The sequence below is a fragment of the Burkholderia ubonensis genome (assembly GCF_001718695.1).
Classification (GTDB): Bacteria; Pseudomonadota; Gammaproteobacteria; order Burkholderiales; family Burkholderiaceae; genus Burkholderia; species Burkholderia ubonensis_B.
Genome location: NZ_CP013422.1, coordinates 325002 through 341883, shown reverse-complemented (window position 1 = coordinate 341883; position 16882 = coordinate 325002). Strand labels below are relative to the sequence as shown.

The following is a 16882-nucleotide window of genomic DNA, read 5'->3' as shown; positions in this document are numbered from 1 at the left end:
CGGAACCGGCCGCGCCGCAGCGCCGCCGCGCACCGCCTCTAGCCGCCGTTCCCCGACAGCCCGTGCATCGGCCGCCGCAGCGCGGCATCGAACGGATTCGTGCGCGGGCCGATCGCGTCGGCCTGGCGCCTGAGCAGTTCGACGACCATCGGCATCCGGTCGTCGCCGAGCCGCGACGCCAGCGTGCCGACGCTCAGCGCGCCGACCGGATAGCCGGTGCGATCGAGGATGGGCACCGCGACGCCGGCCATGCCGTCGAGCACGCCGCTGTTGCGACCCGCGTAGCCGAGCTCGCGCACGCGCTCGATCTCGGTGCGCAGATACACCTCGTCGAGCACGCCGTAGCCGCGGATACGCGGCACGTTGAAGCGGATCACCTCCTCGCGCTCGGCTTCCGGCAGGAACGCGAGGATCGCGAGGCTGCCCTGCCCGACGCCGAGTGCGATGCGCCCGCCGATGTCGCCGGTAAACGACCGGATCGGAAATGGCCCTTCGCACAAGTCCAGACACACCGCGTCGAAGCCGCTCTTCACGAGCAGGAAGATCGTCTCGCCGAGGCTCGCGCACAGCCGCAGCAACGCGGGCCGGCACAGCGTGCGCATGCTGCTCGGATTGCCGGCCAGCGCGGCGAGCGCGAAGAAGTCGACGCTCAACCGATACAGCTTCGATTGTTCGTCCTGCTCGACCATGCGCTCGGCGATCAGCGACTGCAGGATGCGATGCGCGGTGCCTTGCGTGAGGCCGACGGCCTTCGCGAGGTGCGTGACGCGCACGCCGTCCTGCTGCATGCCCGCCAGCGCGCGCAGGATCGCGAACGCACGCTGCAGCATGCCGACGCCCGCTGCGCCGCTGGCGTCGTCCGGCTGCCGCACGGGCGCTTCCGCCGACGTTCCGCGCGAATCGGGTTCCTGCATACCGGCGCTCCTCGATGATTTCATTGAATGGAACAGGGTGAGCCGCCATTGTGGTCCCGCCGAAAAACCGCGGGCATCCGGGTGTGCACGGGATTGACGTGCGTTTTTCGCGGCACGGCCGCCCTTCATCCAACGGAACGAATCGCACCCGCTTCGTCGATTCATTCCGTTCACCGGAATTTTTCCGAAATTCCTCTCGTTGAGCAGAATTCGAAATTGACGCGCCGAAATATGGCTGGCTAGAGTCCGCGTCAATGACGCACCGGCGCTCCGGTGTGCGAACCGGAGCCTCCCATGTCGTTTCTCACGCTTACGGATCTGACGAAAACGTACGGCGAGCTCACCGCCGTCGCGGACGTCAACCTGTCGGTCGAGCAAGGCGAGTTCGTGTCGCTGCTCGGGCCGTCGGGCTGCGGCAAAACCACGACGCTGCAGATGATCGCCGGTTTCGTCGACGTGACGCGCGGGCGCATCGCGCTCGACGGGCAGGACATCACGCACATGAAGCCGAATCGCCGCGGCCTCGGCATCGTGTTCCAGAGCTATGCGCTGTTTCCGCACATGAGCGTCGAGCAGAACGTGGGCTTCGGCCTCGACATGCGCGGCGTCGACAAGGCCGAGCGCGCGGAGCGCATCCGCGCGGCGCTGTCGCTGGTGCGACTCGATGCGCTCGCGCAGCGTTTTCCGCGCGAGCTGTCCGGCGGGCAGCGGCAGCGCGTCGCGATCGCGCGCGCGGTGGTGATCGAGCCGCCGGTGCTGCTGCTCGACGAGCCGATGTCGAACCTCGACGCGAAGCTGCGCGAGGACATGCAGTTCGAACTGCGCGCGATCCAGCGCAAGATCGGCACGACGACGATCATGGTCACGCACGATCAGTCCGAGGCGCTGTCGATCAGCGACCGCGTGGTCGTGATGGAAGCCGGCCGCATCACGCAGACCGACACGCCGTACCGCGCGTACGAACGCCCGGAGAACCGCTTCGTGTCGCAGTTCATCGGCAAGGCGAACCTGTTGCCCGGCACGGTCGTCGCGCACGACGGCGATGCGATTCGCATCGACCTCGGCCACGATCTCGCCGAGACGGGCCGCACCGCGCATCTGCCGATGCACGAGCGCGACGTGCGCGTCGGCGACGCCGTGTCGGTATGCATCCGCCCCGAGAAGCTGCGGCTGTGCGCGCCGGGCGCGGGCCGCTTCGCCGCGACCGTCACGAGCCGCTTCTTCCTCGGCAGCCAGTGGCTGTACCGCGTGGACAGCGCACTCGGCGAAGTGCTCGTGTGCTGCCAGAACGAAGGCGCGGAGCCACTCGAGGAAGGCGCGCCGGTCGGCGTCGACTGGCACAGCGACGCGGTGCGCGTGATGCGCGGGGAGGCATGAATGGCACAGCCTGCCCGCCCGCTGCCTGCCGATCCCGCGCAACGCGGCACGAGCACGAGCACCAATACGAGCGCCGCTACGCCGCCGGCACGCGCGGCCGCCCCGCGTCCGCCGCGCGCGACGTGGCGCGCCCATGCGCCGCTGTGGCTGATGTGCGCGCCGGCGTTCGCGCTGTTCGCGGCGCTCGTGCTCGCGCCGCTCGCGATGACCTTCGCGCTCACGTTCTACCGCTTCGATCCGGCCACCGGCCCGAGCGCCGCGTTCCAGTTCGGTCACTACGCGGAGGTGCTCGGCTCGTCGTACTTCCATGCGATCTTCGCGCGCACCTTCGGCATCGCCGCGCTGACCACCGCGATCTGCGTCGCGATCGGCACGCCGGAAGCGTACGTGCTGTCGAAGATGCGCGACCCGTGGCGTTCGCTGTTCCTGCTCGTCATCCTCGCGCCGCTGCTCGTCTCGGTGGTCGTGCGCGCATTCGGCTGGAGCATGCTGCTCAACACGGGCGGCCTCGCGAACCAGGCGCTCGCGCTCGTCGGGCTCGGCCCGTACAAGCTCGAGTACACGACGTTCGCGATCGTGATCGCGCTCGTCCACGTGATGCTGCCGTTCATGGTGATTCCCGTGTGGACGGCCCTGCAACGGCTCGATCCGCAAACCGAGCACGCGGCGCTGTCGCTCGGCGCATCGCCGTTCACGACGCTGCGGCGCATCGTGGTGCCGCAGCTGATGCCCGGCGTGCTGTCGGGCAGCCTGATGGTGTTCGGGCTGTCGGCGAGCGCGTTCGCGATTCCCGGCCTGCTCGGCGGACGCCGGCTGAAGGTTGCTGCCACCGCCGTCTACGACGAATTCCTCGGCTCGCTGAACTGGCCGCTCGGCGCGACCATCGCCGTGCTGCTGCTGGTCGCGAATCTCGTCGTGATGCTCACCTACTACCGCGTGCTCGAACGCCGCTACGCGCGCAGCCTCGGAGGCGCTTCCCGATGAGAAACAACGGCCCTGTCGCGCTGGCGTTCCACACGCTCGTGATCCTGTTCGTGCTCGCGCCGCTCGCGATCGTCGTGCTGGTCGCGTTCACGCCCGACGAAACGCTGACGCTGCCGACGCACGGACTGTCGCTGCGCTGGTTCCGCGCGATCCTCGACTATCCGGACTTCATCACGGCGTTCGCCAACAGCGTGAAGCTCGCGTTCGCGTCGGCGACGCTGTCGCTCGCGCTCGGCCTGCCGGCCGGCCTCGCGATCGGGCGCGCGACGTTCCCCGGCCGCGCGTTCGTGAACGGCCTGCTGCTGTCGCCGCTGGTGATTCCCGGCCTCGTGCTCGGCATCGCGCTGCTGCGCCTGTTCGCGCTGATCGGCGCGACCGGCTCGTTCGCGTGGCTCGTGCTCGCGCACACGATCGTCATCACGCCGTTCGTGATGCGGCTCGTGCTCGCGTCCGTCGCGGGGCTCGACCGCAGCATCGAACAGGCCGCGTGCTCGCTCGGCGCCGACCCGTGGACGATCTTCCGCCGCATCACGCTGCCGATGATCGTGCCGGGCATCACCGGCGGCTGGCTGCTCGCTTTCATCAACAGCTTCGACGAGCTGACGATGTCGATCTTCGTCACGTCGCCGCAGACGGTCACGCTGCCGGTGCGCATGTACATGTACGCGACCGAATCGATCGACCCGATGATGGCGTCGGTGTCGGCGCTCGTCATTTTCATCACCGCCGGCGCGATGCTGCTGCTCGATCGCGTGTACGGCCTGAACCGCATCCTGATCGGCCAACATTGATGACGACTTCCGCTTCCCGCTCCACCGATATCGCCGACGACGGCGCGCAGTTCGTGCGCGTCGCCGAACACGGACGCACGGCGGTCGGGTTCACGCTCGACGGCCGCGCCGCGCAGGCGCTCGCCGGCGACACCGTGCTCACCGCCATCCTCGTCGCGCAGCGTCGCGTGCGCGTGAGCGAATTCAGCGGCCAGCCGCGCGCGGGCTTCTGCCTGATCGGCGCATGCCAGGACTGCTGGGTGCGCACCGAAGCCGGCGCACGGCTGCGCGCGTGCTCCACGCCGATCGCCGAAGGCATGCGCCTCGTGACGACAGCCGTGCAGCCGGCCGCGACCGGAGCCGCGTCGTGACGGCCGCGCTGCAGCCGGTGATCGTCGGCGCGGGGCCGGCGGGCGTGCGCGCGGCCGAGGCGCTGGTCGACGCGGGGCTGCGCCCCGTCGTGATCGACGAGAACGCACGTTGGGGCGGGCAGATCTATCGGCAGCCGCCGGCCGGGCACGCGTTCACGCGCGGCAAGCGCACGCTGTACGGCTTCGACGCCGCGAAGGCCGACGCCGTGCACCGCACCATGGCCGCGCTGCTGCCGCACGTCGACTACCGGCCGAACACGCTCGCGTGGGCGTGCGGCACGGGCCGTATCGACACGCTGCAGGACGGCCGCGAAGTGACGGTGCCGTTTTCGCGCCTGATCGTTGCGAGCGGCGCGACCGACCGCATGCTGCCGGTGCCCGGATGGACGCTCGCGGGCGTCTACACGCTCGGCGGCGCGCAGGTCGCGCTGAAGGCGCAGGGCTGCGCGATCGGCCGCCGCGTCGTGTTCGCCGGCACCGGGCCGTTGCTGTATCTGGTCGCCTATCAATATGCGAAAGCCGGCGCGCAGGTCGCGGCCGTGCTCGATACGAGCCCGCTGCGTCAGCAGACGGCCGCCGCCGCCGCGCTGTTGCGGATGCCGACGACCTTCGCGAAGGGGCTGTATTACATCGGCTGGCTGCGCGCGCACGGCGTTGCGGTGGAAACCGGCGTGACGCTCGAGCGCGTGCTCGGCGACCAGCACGTGCGCGGGCTCGCGTGGCGCGCGGCCGACGGCGACGCGCACATGCTCGACTGCGATGCGCTCGGCCTCGGCTTCGGGCTTCGCCCCGAAACGCAGCTCGCCGATCTCGCCGGATGCCGGTTCCGCTTCGATCCGCTGAGCGGCACGTGGCTGCCGGAGCGCGACGCGGCCGGCCGCACGTCGATGCGCGGCGTCTACGTCGCCGGCGACGGCGCGGGCATCGCGGGCGCCGACGCGGCCGAAGCATCGGGCCGGCGCGCGGCGCTCGCACTGCTCGACGATGCCGGCTTCGCGCCGGGCTCGCCCTCCGGCAAGCCCGGCGCGGCCGCGCTCGAGCGCACGCTGGCGCGGCTCGGTGCGTTCCGCGCGGGCCTCGAGGCGGCGTTCGCGCCGCCGCCCGAGCTCGCCGCACGCTGCCCCGACGACACGATCGTGTGCCGCTGCGAGGAGATCGATGCGGGCACGCTGCGCCGCTGTGTTCGCGACGGCGCAGCAACCGAACTGAACCGGCTGAAGGCGCTGACGCGTGCCGGGATGGGCCGCTGCCAGGGCCGCATGTGCGCGGACGCGGCCGCGCGCGTGCTCGCCGCCGAAACCGGCCGCCCGCTGGCGGAGGTCGGACGGTTGCGCGCGCAACCGCCGGTGAAGCCGTTTCCGATCGCGGCCGCGCTCGCAAGCGACGACGTCGCGACGATTCCCGACGAGGCGCGCGATGAATGAGCGCAGCCGTTACGATGTCGCGATCGTCGGCGGGGGGCTGGTGGGCGCGTCGGCGGCGCTCGCGCTGACGCGGCGCGGGCTGCGCGTCGCGCTGTTCGAGCGCCGCGATTGCGGCGCGCAGGCGAGCGGCGTCAACTACGGCGGCGTGCGCTGCCAGGGCCGCCCGGCCGAACAGCTGCCGCTCGCGCTGCGCGCGCGGCGCATCTGGGATCGGCTGCCCGAGCTGATCGGCAGCGACGGCGAGTTCGTCGTGTCCGGCCACTTGCGGCTCGCGCGCAGCGACGCCGATCTCGACGCGCTCGATGCATACGCGACGCTCGCCGGCGAGCACGGGCTGCCGCTGCAAGTGATGCGCGGCGCGGCGTTCCGCCGCCGCTACTCCTGGCTCGGCAGCGCGGCGCTCGGCGGCTCGCTGTGCGCGACCGACGGGCACGCGAACCCGCGCATCGTGTCGCCCGCGTTCGCGCGCGCGGCGCGCGCGGCCGGCGCCGACGTGTTCGAACACGCGCCCGTCGACGACGTGCGACACGACGGCACGCAGTTTCATATCCATGCGGGCGCGCGCACATGCGTCGCGACGTGGCTGATCAACTCGGCCGGCGCGTGGGCGAACACGATCGCCGAACGCTTCGGCGAGGCGGTGCCGATGGAGCCGATCTACCCGAACATGTGGGTGACCGAACCGCTGCCGCCGTTCATCACGCACAACCTCGGCGTGTACGGCGGCGGCGTATACGCGCGGCAGGTCGCGCGCGGCAACTGCGTGATCGGCGGCGGACGCGGCCGCGGCGACGGCGAGTTCGGCCAGCCGTCGGTCGACACGACGCGCGCGGTGATGCGCGACGCGTGCGCGCTGCTGCCCGCGCTGCGCGACGCGCTGCTGATCCGCACGTGGAGCGGCGTCGAAGGCTGCACGCCGGACCACAACCCCGTCATCGGCGCGAGCCGTACGACACCGAAGCTGCTGCATGCGTTCGGCTTTTCCGGCGGGGGCTTCCTGCTCGCGCCGGGCGTCGGCGAAGTGCTCGCCGACCTCGTCACGGCCGGCGAAACCGCCACGCCGCTCAGTGCATTCTCGATCGGCCGCTTCTTCCGCGAAGCCGCGCCGAGCGCCCCTATCCGTCAACAGGAGACCCAACGATGAAACTGCCCGCAACGATCGCGGCGGCGGCCGCCCTCTGCATCGCGTGCGCCGTCGCGCCCGCGTCCGCGCAAACCAGGACGATCTACGTCGGCATGAACGGCGGCCCGATGGAGAAGGCCTATACGAGCCAGGTGCTGCCCGAGTTCGAGAAGGCGAACAACGTGAAGGTCGTCGTCGTGCCCGGCACGTCGTCGGACGTGCTCGCGAAGCTGCTTGCGAATCGCAACAAGCCGCAGATCCACGTCGCGTTCCTCGACGACGGCGTGATGGCGCGCGCGGTGAGCCTCGGCGTGTGCCAGAAGCTCGACGATTCGCCGGTGCTCAAGGAGCTGTATCCGTTCGCGCGGATGAAGGACGACGTCGGCGCGGGCGTGCAGCTCGGCATGACGGGCATCGCGTACAACCGGAAACTGTTCGCGGAAAAGGGCTGGGCGCCGCCGACGTCGTGGCTCGATTTCGCCGATCCGAAATACAAGGGCAAGGTCGTGTTCCAGTCCGCATCGAGCAGCACCTTCGGGCTGCACGGCTTCCTCGCGATCAACCGGCTGCTCGGCGGCAGCGAGCAGAACGTCGAGCCGGGCTTCAGCAAGTGGGCGAGCACGGTCGGCCCGAACGTCGTCGAGTACATTCCGAACTCGGCGAAGATCTCCGAGATGGTGCAGACCGGCGAAGCCGGCCTGTTCCCGCTGACGCCGACCGGTGTCGGCGATCTCCAGGACAAGGGCATTCCGGTCGCCTACGCGAACCCGAAGGAAGGGCCGGTGCTGCTGCTGGTCGACCTGTGCGTGGTGGCGAACAACCCGGACCCGCAACTCGCGCAGAAGCTCGCGCAGTTCCTGCTGTCGGCCCCCGCGCAGACGAAGGCGGCCGAGGCCGGCAGGCAGATCCCGACCAACCGGCTCGCGAAGATGCCCGCCGCGATGCAGCAGAGCCTCGGCAACGTCGACGATCTGCTGCACAAGGTGACGGTGGTCGACTGGACCGCGATCAACGCGCATCGCACGCAGTGGGATACGCGCTGGAATCGGCAGATCGAGCGGTGAGTGTCGAGGGTTGGGGGTGCGCCATCGCCGGCGCCGCGGCCATCCTCCGCGGACGCGGTGCGCGCCGGCCGCGCGCCGGCGATCAGCGGCGCGGCAACGCCCGCTGCGCCGCCGCCAGCCCAGCCCCCGCGAACAGCGTCAGCGCCGAATAGACGAGCCCGCGCGCGAGCCCCGCGCTGTCCGACACCCAGCCGATCGCGACCGGCCCGGCGATCTGTCCGAACGCGAAGACCGTCGTGAACGCGCTGATGCCTTTCGCCCAGCCTTGCGGCGGCAGGTTGTGACGCACGAACGCGGTCGTCGACGCGACCGCCGACAGGAACGTCGCGCCGAACAACACGCCCGACGCGAACGCGGCTGCCGGATGAACGAACAGCGCGGGCATCAGCGTCGCCACGCCGAGCAACGCATTGAGCACCGCGAGCGCCTGGCCGCCGCGCATCCGGTCGAGCAGCGTCGACCATAGCCGTGCCGACACGACGGTCGCGACGCCGAGCATCACGTAGAACGCGGCCACCACCGTCCCGCTCATCCCGGCGCCGCGCAGCAGCGCGACGATGAACGTCATGTAGCCGATGTAGCCGACGCCGAACAGCCCGTAGCCCGCGAGCGCGAACGCGAAGCGCGCGGGGCCGGCGATCGCGGCCGGCGCGGCGGCGTCGCGCCGCACGGCGGCTGCCGCGTGCGCGTGCTCGATGCGGCGCGCGGCCGACACGGCCGCCGCCGAGAACAGCACGCACGCGACTGCGAGCGCGAACCAGGCCGGTTGCCAGCCGTGCGCGCGATGCACGAGCGTCGCGGGCACCAGCAGCGACGACGCGACGATCCCCCAGCCGGTGCCGCCGTAGTACAGGCCGAGCAGCAGCCCCGCGTCGCGTGGCGACGCGGACGCGAGCCGCGCGGCCAGCACGCCGCCGCTGATGAAGATCAGCGCGCTGCCGATGCCCGTCGCGACGCGCGCGGCGAGCAGCGCGTCGGCGCCCGACAGCAGCCCGCAAGCGGCCATCAGCGATACGGTGAGCACGCAGCCGGCGGTGAGCAGTGTGCCCGCGCGCCAGCGCCGCGACAGCAACGGGAAGACGAGCGCGCCGAGCAGATAGCCGGCCGCGTTGGCCGTATTGAGCGCGCCGGCCTCGGCGAACGACCAGCCGAGATCGGCCTTCATCGGCGGCAACAGCAGTGCATACGAAAAGCGCGCGAGCCCCAGCGCGATCGCGCTGCCGAGCGACAGCCGGACCGCGAGCCGCCATGCGGCCATCCGGTCGGCTTCGGCCGTGCCGGCGCCCGCCCGTGCGCGGGCGGCATGCTGCGGTGGCGGCGCTGCGCGCATCGCGGTGTCTCCATGATGGTTCGAATCGTCCAGCCTGACCGGCCGTGCGCGCGGCCGTGGCCGCGCGTGAGGAAGCCGTCAGATGGTGCCAGAAAACCGGCGGCGCCGCGCGTGCCCGGTGCGGCATCGGCAACCGCCGGCGCGCGAGCGCGGCCGGTCGTGCGTGCGCATGTTGCGCATGACCGAATGCAAAAAAAGAAGCCGCTATACGCCGATTGAAATTATAAAAAATACAATTCCCCGCTGAATTGCTCCCATCGCCGATATTCCAAAAAAAATCGCCGCGCGCGTTTGAATCGATTCGGCTTCATCCGGCCCCGGATCACGCCGACAGGCGCGAATTCCGCGTGTTTATCAGCGAACGACTAAAAACGCAGCAATGCATTGCATTCGATAAATCCTCAGACTAATATCGACGCCACTCGCCCGGCATTCAGGAAATACCGGGTGGGCGGCGGTAATACCCTTACCGTGCTTTCATGTTGAATCGCTGTTCACCACAGGAGAACTGACATGCAGGAAAATCAGCAAATCGACTTGCTCGAGTGGATGCAGGAAGACACGCATCCGGAAGCCGTCGACATGATGGTCGCGGATGCCGTGGTGCCGTTCGGCACCGCGCTCTGGCCGCTGTAAGCGCGCCATTCGACCAGGCGGAAGGGCGCCGTCCCTTCCGCCGCTTCCGGAGACACGCATGCTGAACCTGCACCGCGCGCTCGGCTTTCATCCCGCGCTGCGCGACAAGCTCGCGCGCGCAGACCAGGGCAAGCTGCTGGTCGCCTACGACGCGCGCAATCGCGACATCGCGTTGCGCGCGTTTTCCACGCTGCCCGCGTCGCTCGACGCGACGACCCTCTGCCTCGAAACCACCGCGCCCGCCGAGATCGTCGCGGCAATCAGCCGCGCCGACCTGTTCGTGCTGCTGTACGACTCGTCCACGCTGCCGACGCCGTCGCCGAGCGGCCCGCCGTTCCTCGCGGCGATCCGGCCGGCGATCGTCGAGCACTGGAGCAAGTCGGTGCTGTTCAAGGACTACGGCCCGCATCTCGACGAAGCGTTCGCGGAATCGCTCGACGACATCGCGGCGCGCAACGAACGGCTGATCGAGGCCGCCTCGCGCGCGTCGCAGATCCATTTCGTCGACGAGGCCGGCAACCGGCTGACGGGCTCGCTCGCGCCGGACCAGAAATGGACCAGCGTGGACGGGATGGGCAACCTCGACGTCGTGCCCGGCGAGATCGCGACGCACGTGACCGACCTGCGCGGCTCGATCGTGTTCAGCGGCACCTTCCTCGGCACCGTGCCGTTCGCGATCAAATACCGCGTGGCCGAGCGGCTCGCGACGCTGCACGTGCGCGACAGCCTGATCGACGGTTTCGACAGCGACGATGCGGGCTTCCGGCGCGATTTCGCGTCCTACCTGGACCGGCACGAGAATCACCGGCGGGTCGAGGAATTCGGCATCGGCACGAATCTCGGCATCAAGGGCCTGTACGGCCGCAACGCCGGTTTCGAGGAGCGGCATCCGGGCCTGCATCTCGGCCTCGGCGGCGGCGCGCAAGGCAGCCACCATCTCGACCTGATCTTCGCGAAGGGCAAGCTGGCGTTCGACGACCGGATCGTGTTCGACGGCGCCTTCGCCGTCTGAGCGCGCGTCAGGCTTCGGCGGCGGCAGCGTCGCCGAGCCACTTGTACATCACGAGGCTGTCGACCAGCCCGAGCCGCGCGTGGCGATACGCGTGCGGCAGGCGGCCGACGATCTCGAACCCGAGCTTCTGCCACAGCGCCACCGCGGCTGCATTGGTCGACACCACCGAATTGAACTGCATCGCGAGAAAGCCGCGTTCGCGCGCGACCTGCTGCGAGTGTTCGCACATCCGGCGCGCGACGCCGCGGCCGCGCGCCGCTTCGCTCACCATGTAGCCGCAGTTGCAGACGTGGCTGCCGGGCCCCGCCGCATTTGCCTTCAGATAGTACGAGCCGAGCAGCACGCCGTCCTCTTCCGCGACCCAGGCGCACAGCGGCGCGTCGAGCCACAGCGCGCGCGCGGCGTCCTCGGTCTGCGCGGGATCGAATGCGTAGGTTTCCTGCGCAGCGACCACTGCGCGGTAGGTCGGCCAGAACAGCGCAAAATCCTCTTCGGTCATCGGACGAATCGTGATCATTGGGGTCCTTGCGGTTGAAAGATGGGAGCGGAGTGGCGCGCGCATCAAGGCTGCACCATCCACACGAGCACCACCGTCGCCGGCGCCGCGTGCATGTCCGCCGGCGGGCGTTCGAGCCTCGGCTCGACGTCGAGTGCCTGCGCAATCGCGGCCGCATCGTCGACCGTCGTCGTGCGCACGATCGTCATCAGCCGCGCGGGCCGATGCAGCGTTTCGCGATACAGCGCGCCATACCACAGCGCCCGCGTGCCCTGCGCATCCTGCAGCACGTACGGATAGCGCCACAGCCGCAGCACGAGCCGGCGGTTCGGCTGTCCGGGCTCGACGCGCACGAACACGCGCCGCGTGTCCACGCCCTGCGAATAGCGCGGCAGCACCGGCAGCCCGTCGGCCGGCGTCTGCGGCAGCAGCCAGCGCAGCGCGGTCTGCCCGGACCACGGCGTCGCGCGCCGCCAGCCCGCCTGCGCGAGATGCCGGTCGAGCGTGTCGGACGACGCGCACCACTGCAGCGGCAGGAATTCCTCGCGATCGCCGCTGATTTCGGTGCGCCGCGCCGGCACGGACTGCCAGCCGCCGTCCATCCACTGGTCGACCGTCATTGCGACGACGTCGCCCACATGCGGACGCGCCGCGCGATCGAGCGCCCACTGCGCGGGCACGGTCCACACGCCGGCCGTCGCCGTGACGACCACCAGCGCGACCAGCGCGCCGCGCGGCTGCACGTGCTCGCGCACCCGCCAGTACGCATAGGTGGCGGCCAGCACCGCGAACCACGCGAGCCCGAGGCTCCAGCCGCCGAGCAGCCCGGACAGCCACGCATTGCCGAGATACAGCCGCGCGAAGCCGCCGAGCACGATCCACAGCACGACGGCCGTGACGACCGGCACGCGCCACAGCGCGGGCCGGTCGCGCGCGAGCAGCCAGCCGATGCCGCTGCTCGCGAGGATCGCGAACGCCGCGTCGGCGTCCGGCAGCGGCACGTGCAACGTGCCGGGCGGCAGGCTCGCGGGCGTCGTGCCGAGCGCGCCGGCGCCGAACGGCGGCACGAGCACGACCGCGACGCCGACCGCCGCGATCCACCACGCGGCCGTCAGCCAGCAGCGGTGGATCATCAGCCAGACCAGGAACGCCGCCGCGACGATCAGGCCGACGTCGCGGCCGTTCAGCACCGTGACCGCGCGCATCGCCGCGTCGACGGGCGGCGTGCGCAGGTTCTGCAGGAACGCGTACAGCGCGGTGTCGGCGCGCATCAGCGGATCGTTCGCGACGACGTCCTGCACGACGCCGGCGAACAGCCAGACGCTGCCGACGAACAGGAGCGCGAGCACCGGCACGGCGCCGGGCAGCCGCCGAAGCGCTTCGATCGCCGCGTGCAGCCGCGTGCCGAAGCGCGGCCAGCGCCGCGCGCACGCGTGCATGCCCGCGGCGGCTATGCGGCGCAACAACGGCACGCCGCGCCGCAGCGCGACCCGCACGCCGAACCACACGGCCGCGACCAGCGCGGCAACGACCAGCAGGATCGCGGCGACCCGCGTGCTGACCGCCTCGGCCAGCGCGGCCGACGCGCCGAACGCGATGCCCGGCGCCACATGCACGGGCGCCCACACGAGCGCCGACGCGACGTTCGTCGGATAGAACGACCGGCGAGGCAGGGACGCGCAGCCGACCACGACCGGCACGACCGCGCGCACCGGCGCGAGGAAGCGCGCGAGCACGATGCTTTTCATGCCGTGGCGCAGCACGAACTGCTCGCCGCGCGCATAGGCGTTCGCGTAGCCGAAGCGCACCCAGCCGTTGCGAATCGCGCCGCGATAGCGGCGGCCGACCTCGTAGCTGATCCCGTCGCCGACGGCCGCGCCGGCGACCGCGACGCCGATCGTGATCCAGCCGTCGAGCGCGCCCGCGCCGATCAGCGTACCCGCCGCGAACATCACCGCGCCGGCCGGCACCACCGTGCCGATCAGCGCGATCGATTCGGCACAGGCGACGACGAACACCACCGCCAGCACGAGCAGCGGATGCGCGCCGATCGCGGCCAGCCAGCCGTGGATCGCGTCGCTCATCGCGGGCCGCCGGGCATCACTGTGCGCCGCGCCGGCAGCGGGCGCATCGCGGCGGCGCGCGGCTTCGTCGATGCGCGTGCGCGCCCGTGGGCAGCGTCAGCCGATCTCGTGCCGCCGCGCATCCGCCTCGAGCGGCGCGGCGTCGTAGCCGACCGTCGCGATCTCGCGCAGATAGCGCGCGAGAAACGCGCCGATCGACCCGGCGGCTTCGTACTGGTGCACATGGCGGAATTCGTGGGTGAGGAGCCGGCGCGTATCGTGCCCCTGCAGCACGAACACCGCGTGGCCGAGCGTCAGGCCGATCGTCTCCGGCGCGAGCAGCCCGGAGTCGTGGGCGATCGCGCCCAGCGTCGGCGTATCGGGAAACGGCAGCCGATCCGCGATCACGACGCGGATCCGCTCCGGCTGCGCGACGCCGACCGAGTGCGCATCGGCGTGCTGCGCGCGCGTCAGAGGCGCGCCGTGCGCAAGCCCCTGCGCGGCCTGCGCACCGGCCCACGCGACGGCGTCGGGCAGCACGGACGGCAGGATGTGGACGAGATCGACCATCGTCGGGATTCCTTCGGCGGGACGCATTCCAATCGCTCACCAGTTTATCTCTTAAACAGGCCGGCCCGCGGTCCGCGGCATCGACCGGCGGCCGACGACCACGCGGAAACGCCCGCCCCGTCTGGCGCTGCCGCCTGCACCTGTACGCGGCGATCGTTTCGCTGCAATATGCATTCCCCGCTCAAGTGTCTCAAAAAGATACATCGGGCACACCGTTTGCCGCTGCGGCGGAATATATTGTTGGACGAACAGCCGCGGCCACGCGGCGCCATCCGGGAGAGAACCGCTCCATGATCAAGGTGATACTGGCCGACGACCACGCAGTCATGCGAGACGGGCTGCGTCACATACTCGAGACGGCCGGCGGTTTCGAAATCATCGGCGAAGCCTGCGACGGCCCGACCACGCTCGCGCTGGCCGAGCGCGGCGCGGCCGACGTGCTGCTGCTCGACCTGTCGATGCCCGCGCCGACCGGCATCGAGCTCCTCAAGCTGCTCAAGACCCACACGCCGACGCTGCGCACGCTCGTGCTCACGATGCACGCGGAGGAGCAGTACGCGGCGCGCGCGTTCAAGGCCGGCGCGACCGGCTACCTGACGAAGGACAGCGCAACCGCCGAGCTGGTCGCGGCGGTCGGCAAGGTGGCGTCCGGCGGCGTCTACGTGAGCCCGTCGGCGGCGGAGAGCCTTGCCCGGACCCTGCACGCGCCGGTCGAGACGCCGCCGCACGAACGGCTGTCGGCGCGCGAATTCGACGTGATGCGCCGCATCGTCGCGGGACAGACCGTCACGCAGATCGCGAGCGCGCTCGCCCTCAGCGCGAAGACGGTCAGCACCTACAAGATGCGCATTCTCGAGAAAATGGACCTGCCGCACGACGCGGCGCTGATCCGCTATGCGGTGCGCCACGAGCTCGATCTCGGCGTGGGCGACGCATGATGGCCGCGTTCCGCATGCGCGAGCCGGCCGCCGCCGCCGACGACGACGCGCCACAGCCGTCGCACATGTTCATGTCGTCGCTGCGGCCGGAGCGGCGCGAGCGCCGGCTCGCGCTCGCGACCGTGATCGTATCGGCGGCGATCTTCGTCGCGCTGGCGCCGTTCGCGAAGATGCCGCTCGCGCAGGAGTGGGGCTTCATCCCGGTCTACCAGACGGCGATCCTCGTCAACGACATGGTGACGGCCGGCCTGCTGCTCGGCCAATACGCGATCCTGCGCGAGCGGGCGCTGCTGGCGCTCGCGGCCGGCTACCTGTTCACGGGCCTCATGGCCGGCGTGCACATGCTGACCTTCCCAGGCCTGTTCGCGCCGACCGGCCTGCTGCACGCGGGCGAACAGACGACCGCGTGGCTGTACATCTTCTGGCACGGCGGCTTTCCGTTGGCGCTCGGCGTATACGCGCTGCTGCGCGCGGCCTCGCGTACGCGCAGCCCATCGCTGCAGCGGCGCCGCGCGGCGGTTCCCGTGCTGCTGTGCATCGCGCTGACCGCCGGCGCGACCGCCGCGCTCGCGTTGCTCGCGACCGCCGGCCACGATTTGCTGCCGCGCATCATGGACGGCAACCGGATGACCGCGACGATGACGAACGCGATCGCGGTCGTCTGGGGGTTGAACCTCGCGGCGCTCGTGCTGCTGTGGCGGCGCCGGCGCCGCCATTCGGTACTCGACCTGTGGGTGATGATCGTCACGGTCGCGTGGCTGTTCGATATCGCCATGTCGGCGATGCTGAATCACGGGCGCTTCGATCTCGGCTTCTATGCGGGGCGCACCTACGGGCTCGTCGCATCGAGCCTCGTGCTGTTCGCGCTGCTGTTCGAGAACGGCCGGCTGCATGCACGCACGGCGCGCGCGCTCGCCGGCGAACGGCACGAGCATCAGCTCGTGCTGCAGAAGACCGCGGAGCTGAACGACGCGAACGAACGCCTCGAGCAGCGCGTCGCCGCGCGCACCGCGCAGCTGAGCGCGTCGAACCGCGACCTGCGGCGCGAGGTCGAGGAACGCGTGCGCGCGGAGCGGGCCTTGCAGGCGTCGCGCGAGGAGCTGCGGGAGATCTCGGCGATCAGCGCGAGCGCGCGCGAAGCGGAGCAGCGCCGCATCGCGCGCGAGCTGCACGACGAACTCGCGCAGACGCTCGCGACGCTGAAGAACGATCTCGAATGGCTGATCGACCACGTGCCGCAGGACGACGCGCAGCTCGCGCGCAAGATCGCGGCGATGCACGGGCTCGCGCGCGGCGCGGTGGCCGCGACGCGGCGCATCGCGTCGGATCTCCGGCCGCTGATGCTCGACGATCTCGGCTTCGCCGCGGCGATGCAGTGGCTCGTCGAAGATTTCCAGCGCCGTCATGGGGTCGCTTGCACGCTGCGCGTCGAGCCCGGCGAATTGCAGCTCGACGAGCCGTATGCGACGGCCGTGTTCCGCATCGCGCAGGAAGCGCTGGCGAACGTCGCGCGCCATGCGGCGGCGTCGAGCGCGAGCGTGGCGCTCGCATATCGCGACGAAACGCTCGTGCTGACGATCCGCGACGACGGCGCCGGCTTCGATCCCGGCGATCCGCGCAAGCCCGGCTCGTTCGGGCTCGTCGGGTTGCGCGAGCGGGCGTACCTGGTCGGCGGAACGTTGCGGATCGACACGACGCTCGGCGAAGGAACGACGGTCGAGGTGGAGGTTCCGGTGGCGGCCGCGCATGTCGCGATCGCGTACGACGCACGCCACGCCGCGCGCACACAGGAATGACCGGCGAGGAGCAC

16 protein-coding genes are annotated in these 16882 nt (G+C 70.7%); 11 read left to right on the top strand and 5 right to left on the bottom strand.

What is annotated here, in order from left to right; translation table 11 throughout:
• Positions 1 to 38 precede the first annotated feature (38 nt).
• Positions 39 to 914, bottom strand: coding sequence for an IclR family transcriptional regulator (locus tag WJ35_RS21500; protein ID WP_011881412.1), 876 nt, complete (start codon positions 912 to 914; stop codon positions 39 to 41).
• Positions 915 to 1208: 294 nt separating this feature from the next.
• On the opposite strand from WJ35_RS21500, the gene WJ35_RS21495 reads away from it, so the two are divergent.
• From WJ35_RS21495 to WJ35_RS21465, 7 genes are read left to right on the top strand one after another with little or no spacing between them, the layout of a single operon-like run.
• The gene (locus WJ35_RS21495; protein WP_034194912.1) at positions 1209 to 2291 is read left to right on the top strand and encodes an ABC transporter ATP-binding protein; all 1083 of its coding nucleotides are present in this window, start codon (positions 1209 to 1211) and stop codon (positions 2289 to 2291) included.
• Positions 2292 to 3275: an ABC transporter permease gene (locus tag WJ35_RS21490; protein WP_059889744.1), complete on the top strand. Its 984-nt coding sequence runs from the start codon at positions 2292 to 2294 to the stop codon at positions 3273 to 3275.
• On the top strand, positions 3272 to 4066 hold the full coding sequence (locus WJ35_RS21485; RefSeq protein ID WP_011881409.1) for an ABC transporter permease: 795 nt from the start codon (positions 3272 to 3274) through the stop codon (positions 4064 to 4066). The genes WJ35_RS21490 and WJ35_RS21485 overlap by 4 nt, the downstream gene beginning before the upstream one ends.
• Positions 4066 to 4416 carry a (2Fe-2S)-binding protein gene (locus tag WJ35_RS21480; protein ID WP_011881408.1) on the top strand — a complete coding sequence of 117 codons (351 nt, stop codon included), beginning with the start codon at positions 4066 to 4068 and terminating at the stop codon, positions 4414 to 4416. The genes WJ35_RS21485 and WJ35_RS21480 overlap by 1 nt, the downstream gene beginning before the upstream one ends.
• A complete protein-coding gene (locus WJ35_RS21475; protein ID WP_069239952.1) occupies positions 4413 to 5840 on the top strand; it encodes an FAD-dependent oxidoreductase in 1428 nt (475 codons plus the stop codon). The genes WJ35_RS21480 and WJ35_RS21475 overlap by 4 nt, the downstream gene beginning before the upstream one ends.
• Complete coding sequence (locus tag WJ35_RS21470) at positions 5833 to 6984, top strand: NAD(P)/FAD-dependent oxidoreductase (RefSeq protein WP_059896129.1); 1152 nt, start codon at positions 5833 to 5835, stop codon at positions 6982 to 6984. Before WJ35_RS21475 ends, WJ35_RS21470 begins: the two co-directional genes overlap by 8 nt.
• Positions 6981 to 8027 (top strand): ABC transporter substrate-binding protein, encoded by a 1047-nt coding sequence (locus WJ35_RS21465; RefSeq protein ID WP_011881405.1) that lies wholly within the window; start codon positions 6981 to 6983, stop codon positions 8025 to 8027. Before WJ35_RS21470 ends, WJ35_RS21465 begins: the two co-directional genes overlap by 4 nt.
• Positions 8028 to 8109: 82 nt before the next feature.
• On the opposite strand, the gene WJ35_RS21460 is transcribed toward WJ35_RS21465, so the two are convergent.
• Positions 8110 to 9357 carry a YbfB/YjiJ family MFS transporter gene (locus WJ35_RS21460; protein WP_069239951.1) on the bottom strand — a complete coding sequence of 416 codons (1248 nt, stop codon included), beginning with the start codon at positions 9355 to 9357 and terminating at the stop codon, positions 8110 to 8112.
• A gap of 513 nt (positions 9358 to 9870) precedes the next feature.
• On the opposite strand from WJ35_RS21460, the gene WJ35_RS32555 reads away from it, so the two are divergent.
• Positions 9871 to 9993 (top strand): hypothetical protein, encoded by a 123-nt coding sequence (locus WJ35_RS32555; RefSeq protein ID WP_042587152.1) that lies wholly within the window; start codon positions 9871 to 9873, stop codon positions 9991 to 9993.
• Positions 9994 to 10051: 58 nt separating this feature from the next.
• On the top strand, positions 10052 to 11005 hold the full coding sequence (locus tag WJ35_RS21455) for a leucyl aminopeptidase (RefSeq protein ID WP_069239950.1): 954 nt from the start codon (positions 10052 to 10054) through the stop codon (positions 11003 to 11005).
• Between the two features lie 7 nt (positions 11006 to 11012).
• Here the strand turns inward: WJ35_RS21455 and WJ35_RS21450 are convergent, their stop codons facing one another.
• The 3 genes from WJ35_RS21450 to WJ35_RS21440 all read right to left on the bottom strand — a co-directional run bounded on the left by WJ35_RS21450 (position 11013) and on the right by WJ35_RS21440 (position 14134).
• Complete coding sequence (locus tag WJ35_RS21450; protein WP_069239949.1) at positions 11013 to 11522, bottom strand: GNAT family N-acetyltransferase; 510 nt, start codon at positions 11520 to 11522, stop codon at positions 11013 to 11015.
• 44 nt (positions 11523 to 11566) lie between these two features.
• Positions 11567 to 13585, bottom strand: coding sequence for an LssY C-terminal domain-containing protein (locus WJ35_RS21445; protein WP_069239948.1), 2019 nt, complete (start codon positions 13583 to 13585; stop codon positions 11567 to 11569).
• Between the two features lie 96 nt (positions 13586 to 13681).
• Positions 13682 to 14134, bottom strand: coding sequence for a hypothetical protein (locus tag WJ35_RS21440; protein WP_069240593.1), 453 nt, complete (start codon positions 14132 to 14134; stop codon positions 13682 to 13684).
• A 290-nt stretch (positions 14135 to 14424) separates the two neighbouring features.
• Between WJ35_RS21440 and WJ35_RS21435 the strand changes: the two genes are divergently transcribed.
• Both WJ35_RS21435 and WJ35_RS21430 read left to right on the top strand, forming a co-directional pair.
• The gene (locus WJ35_RS21435; RefSeq protein ID WP_069239947.1) at positions 14425 to 15072 is read left to right on the top strand and encodes a response regulator transcription factor; all 648 of its coding nucleotides are present in this window, start codon (positions 14425 to 14427) and stop codon (positions 15070 to 15072) included.
• The gene (locus WJ35_RS21430) at positions 15069 to 16868 is read left to right on the top strand and encodes a sensor histidine kinase (protein ID WP_069239946.1); all 1800 of its coding nucleotides are present in this window, start codon (positions 15069 to 15071) and stop codon (positions 16866 to 16868) included. The genes WJ35_RS21435 and WJ35_RS21430 overlap by 4 nt, the downstream gene beginning before the upstream one ends.
• The last annotated feature ends 14 nt before the right edge of the window (positions 16869 to 16882 follow it).